This is a genomic window from Pontibacterium sinense (genome assembly GCF_015209595.1).
GTDB classification, from domain to species: Bacteria; Pseudomonadota; Gammaproteobacteria; order Pseudomonadales; family Balneatricaceae; genus Pontibacterium; species Pontibacterium sinense.
On the sequence record NZ_JADEYS010000037.1, the window covers coordinates 1 to 3,303 of the forward strand.

A 3,303-nucleotide genomic window follows, 5' to 3' on the forward strand; every position below is an offset into this window, starting at 1 on the left:
ACCAAGCTGGCGCACTACGCCTCCCTGTGGGCACTGACCATCATCATTACCGTGTTGCTGGCGGTACCGCTGCTGTTGTCTGTGTTGCCGAAGCCGAAGAAACACGACATCAAACACAACATCTTCCGTAACGTAGGCTATGGCTGCGCCAACATCATCAGTGGTGAACGTGCCGCGAAAAACGCGCTGTTCTTTGCCGCGTTCCTGCTGGCGGGTGGCTGGTACTTCAGCTCTAAAGTGGTGATCGGTGAGTCCGAGCCGGGCAGCCCGATCCTCTATCAGAATCACGACTACAACGTCAGCTCCAAAGCGGTGAACGACAGTTTCCCAGGCTCGGAAGAGCTGTACATCGTCGCCGAGACCGACAAGAAGGGTGGCATCAAACGTCCTGAGGTGCTGAACGCACTGGCGGATCTGGAACGTCATATGTTGCTCGACCCGGAAGTGGGCGGGGCAAAAGGGATTCCTGATCTGGTGAAACAGGTGAACCGCCTGCTGCACAACGATGACCCGCGCTGGGCGCAGATCCCGAATGACGAGATGTATGTCGGTGGTCTGATGTTCACCTACATGATGTCCAGCCCGATTCCGGGTGCGCTGAAAGAGTTTGTCGATACCGACGAGCGCATTGCCAACCTGGTGTTCTACTACAAGGATCATCAGGGCGAGACCATCCGCCGCGCCATCCACACCGCCAAGCAGTGGATCGAAGAACACGGCAACGATGTGGAAGGTCTCACCATCCGATTGGCGGGCGGCACCATCGGGGTGACCGCGTCCATGAACGAAGCGGCCTACGAGACCAACCTGTGGGTACTGCCGCTGGTGTTCGTGCTGATCTTTGCCATGGTGATGTTCTTCTACCAGTCACTGATGGCCGGCACCATGATGTTTATGGCGATGCTTTTCGCCACCACGCTGACCTACGCCTACATGGGTATTACCCAGATGGGTATCAACATCAACACCGTACCGATTATCGCGGTCGGGGTGGGCGTCGGTATCGATTATTCCATCTACATGATGGACCGTATCCGCACCGAGATGGTGGTACTGAAAGATCTGAGTGCCGCCGTCAAACGCGCCATCAGTACCACTGGACTGGCGATCAGCTTCACGGCGATCACGCTGATTGCGGGCATCGTGATGTGGGTACTCCTGTCTGACCTGCGTTTCCAGGCCGATGCCGCACTGTTGCTGATTGTGATGGTGTTGCTCAACGGCGCGGCCGCCATGTTGTTGGTGCCAAGCTGGGTGCTGGTCTTCAAGCCGAAGTTTATCTGCGAAGCCTATGAGGACGAGGACGGCATCATCCATGCCTGAGCTGTTCACACATTGAAGTGACCAAATAAGACCAAAAAATCCGAAGGGGTTAATAATAATGACAAAAACAATAACAACGAACGCGAGTCGCCTGGCGCTGGCAGTCGCCGCGGCCACGGCGGCGATGGCCGCACCCACTGTCTCCGCTCAAGAGACTGAAGTGGCGGGTTTTGTTGAGAACGCGACCTACTATCGCGAAACCAAAGGCCTGACTAAGTTCCGTAACACCGCCCAGCTGGAGTTCAGTCGCCAGCTGAACGGGGGCAGCTTCTGGGGTGAAGCCTCCGTACACGGTACCCTGCGTGCGACTTACGATGCGGTATACGACCTGAACGACGACGAGTTCGGTGACAATGCCGGTGCGCGTGCGGGGCAGGATATCTTCCTGCAGACCACCAATAACGGGGTGCACACCCCGGTTGCACACGGCTCCGGTCTGAACGCCTCAACCGTCGACGGTGTGTATGGCCTACTGAATGCGAACCCGGCCGGTATTCCGGGTTTGCCACCGTTCCCACCCGGCTCCGCGTTTGTGGACAGTTACCCCAACAACCCGTCCACCGGTATGAAAGTGCTGGGTGAAGACCTGCACGATATCGGGGGTGGTGTGGCCTTTGGTGTGCCGGTGCGTCCGTGTGACGTGGACAGCCGTGGCTGTATCGACGGCTATCTGGATGCCGACGAAAGCGATCTGAAACACCCTGAATTCAACGACCGTCTCGACTTCCTGCGTGAGTTGTATGTGGATGCGACCCATGACTTTGACAATGGCGATCAGCTGAACGTCCGTCTCGGTCGTCAGCAGATTATCTGGGGTCGTACCGACCTGTTCCGTGTTCTGGATGTGATCAACCCGGTGGATTACAGCCGTCATAACATCTACGACGAGCTGGAAGATATCCGTATCCCAATGTGGATGGTGCAGGCGGAATGGCGCATGGGACCGACCGGTCCGTTCCAGGATCTGAACCTCTCTTCCGTGTGGAACTTCGACAAGTTCCGTCCGAACAATCTGGGTAACTGCTCCGGTGCCTACAACGCACTGGATGCGTCTTGCTTCTTCCGTGGCATGGCCAACCTGTGGGAAAACGGCGGTACGGTGGCGAACTTCGCACCGCTTAATGGCGCCGGTCTGCCGGCAGGCTTAGCCCCAATCCTCGGTCCTAACGTTGCCGCTGCCAACGGTATCACCGATCCTGCAGCCATTGCGGCCCTGTCTGATCCGACCATTACCGGATACTCCGCGACCAACTTCGGTCCGCACCAGATCGGTATCCGCGATGTGGATCTGCCCGCCTGGAGTCTGAACGACACCCAGCTGGGTGTGAAACTGGAAGGTGTGTACAACGATCTGACGTTCTCCCTGAACGCACTGACCTACCGTTCCCAGATGCCATCCCTGCGCGGCGGCACGACGGTAGAGAACAGCGAGAACCCGTTCGTGAAAGGCGATATCGGCCCAACGCCGTACCTGATCGCATTTGATGTGGTGTTCCCTCGTGTGAACCTGATCGGGGGTTCCCTCGATTACTACGCGGAATCCCTTGATACCGTGTTCCGTATGGAAGCGGCCTACACCAAAGGTGAAGAGTTCGCCGACACCCTGAGCCCGGACCTGTACTCCGAATCGGATGTGTTCCGTTACGTGGTGGGTGCGGATAAAAACGTCTTTATCCCATTCCTGAACCGCAACCGTGCCTTCCTGTTCTCGGCCCAGATCTTTGGTGAAAACCTGCTGGATCACCGCAGCGAGAAAGTCAGCTTAGGCACCCGTGGTTTTGCGCAGTGGAGCCAGAACAACATCGGTACATTGCTGGTGAAAGGGTGGTGGATGAACGACCGCCTGAGCCCGCAGATCATCATGGCACATGACTTCCGTGCCGGTAACTCCGTGGCAGCACCTTCCGTGGAATGGCTGATCGATGACAACTGGAAAGTCACTGCCGGTGCCAACATCAAGTTCGGTCCGGGTCCGAAATC

Annotated in this window: 2 protein-coding genes; both read left to right on the top strand. The window is 57.2% G+C overall.

Annotated elements, in window-relative coordinates:
- A partial coding sequence (locus IOQ59_RS20990; protein WP_193955443.1) for an efflux RND transporter permease subunit occupies window positions 1–1,323 on the top strand: 1,323 nt, incomplete at its 5' end.
- 58 nt (window positions 1,324–1,381) lie between these two features.
- Window positions 1,382–3,303 (top strand): DUF1302 family protein (locus IOQ59_RS20995; protein ID WP_228051078.1); only part of this gene is annotated, 1,922 nt, incomplete at its 3' end.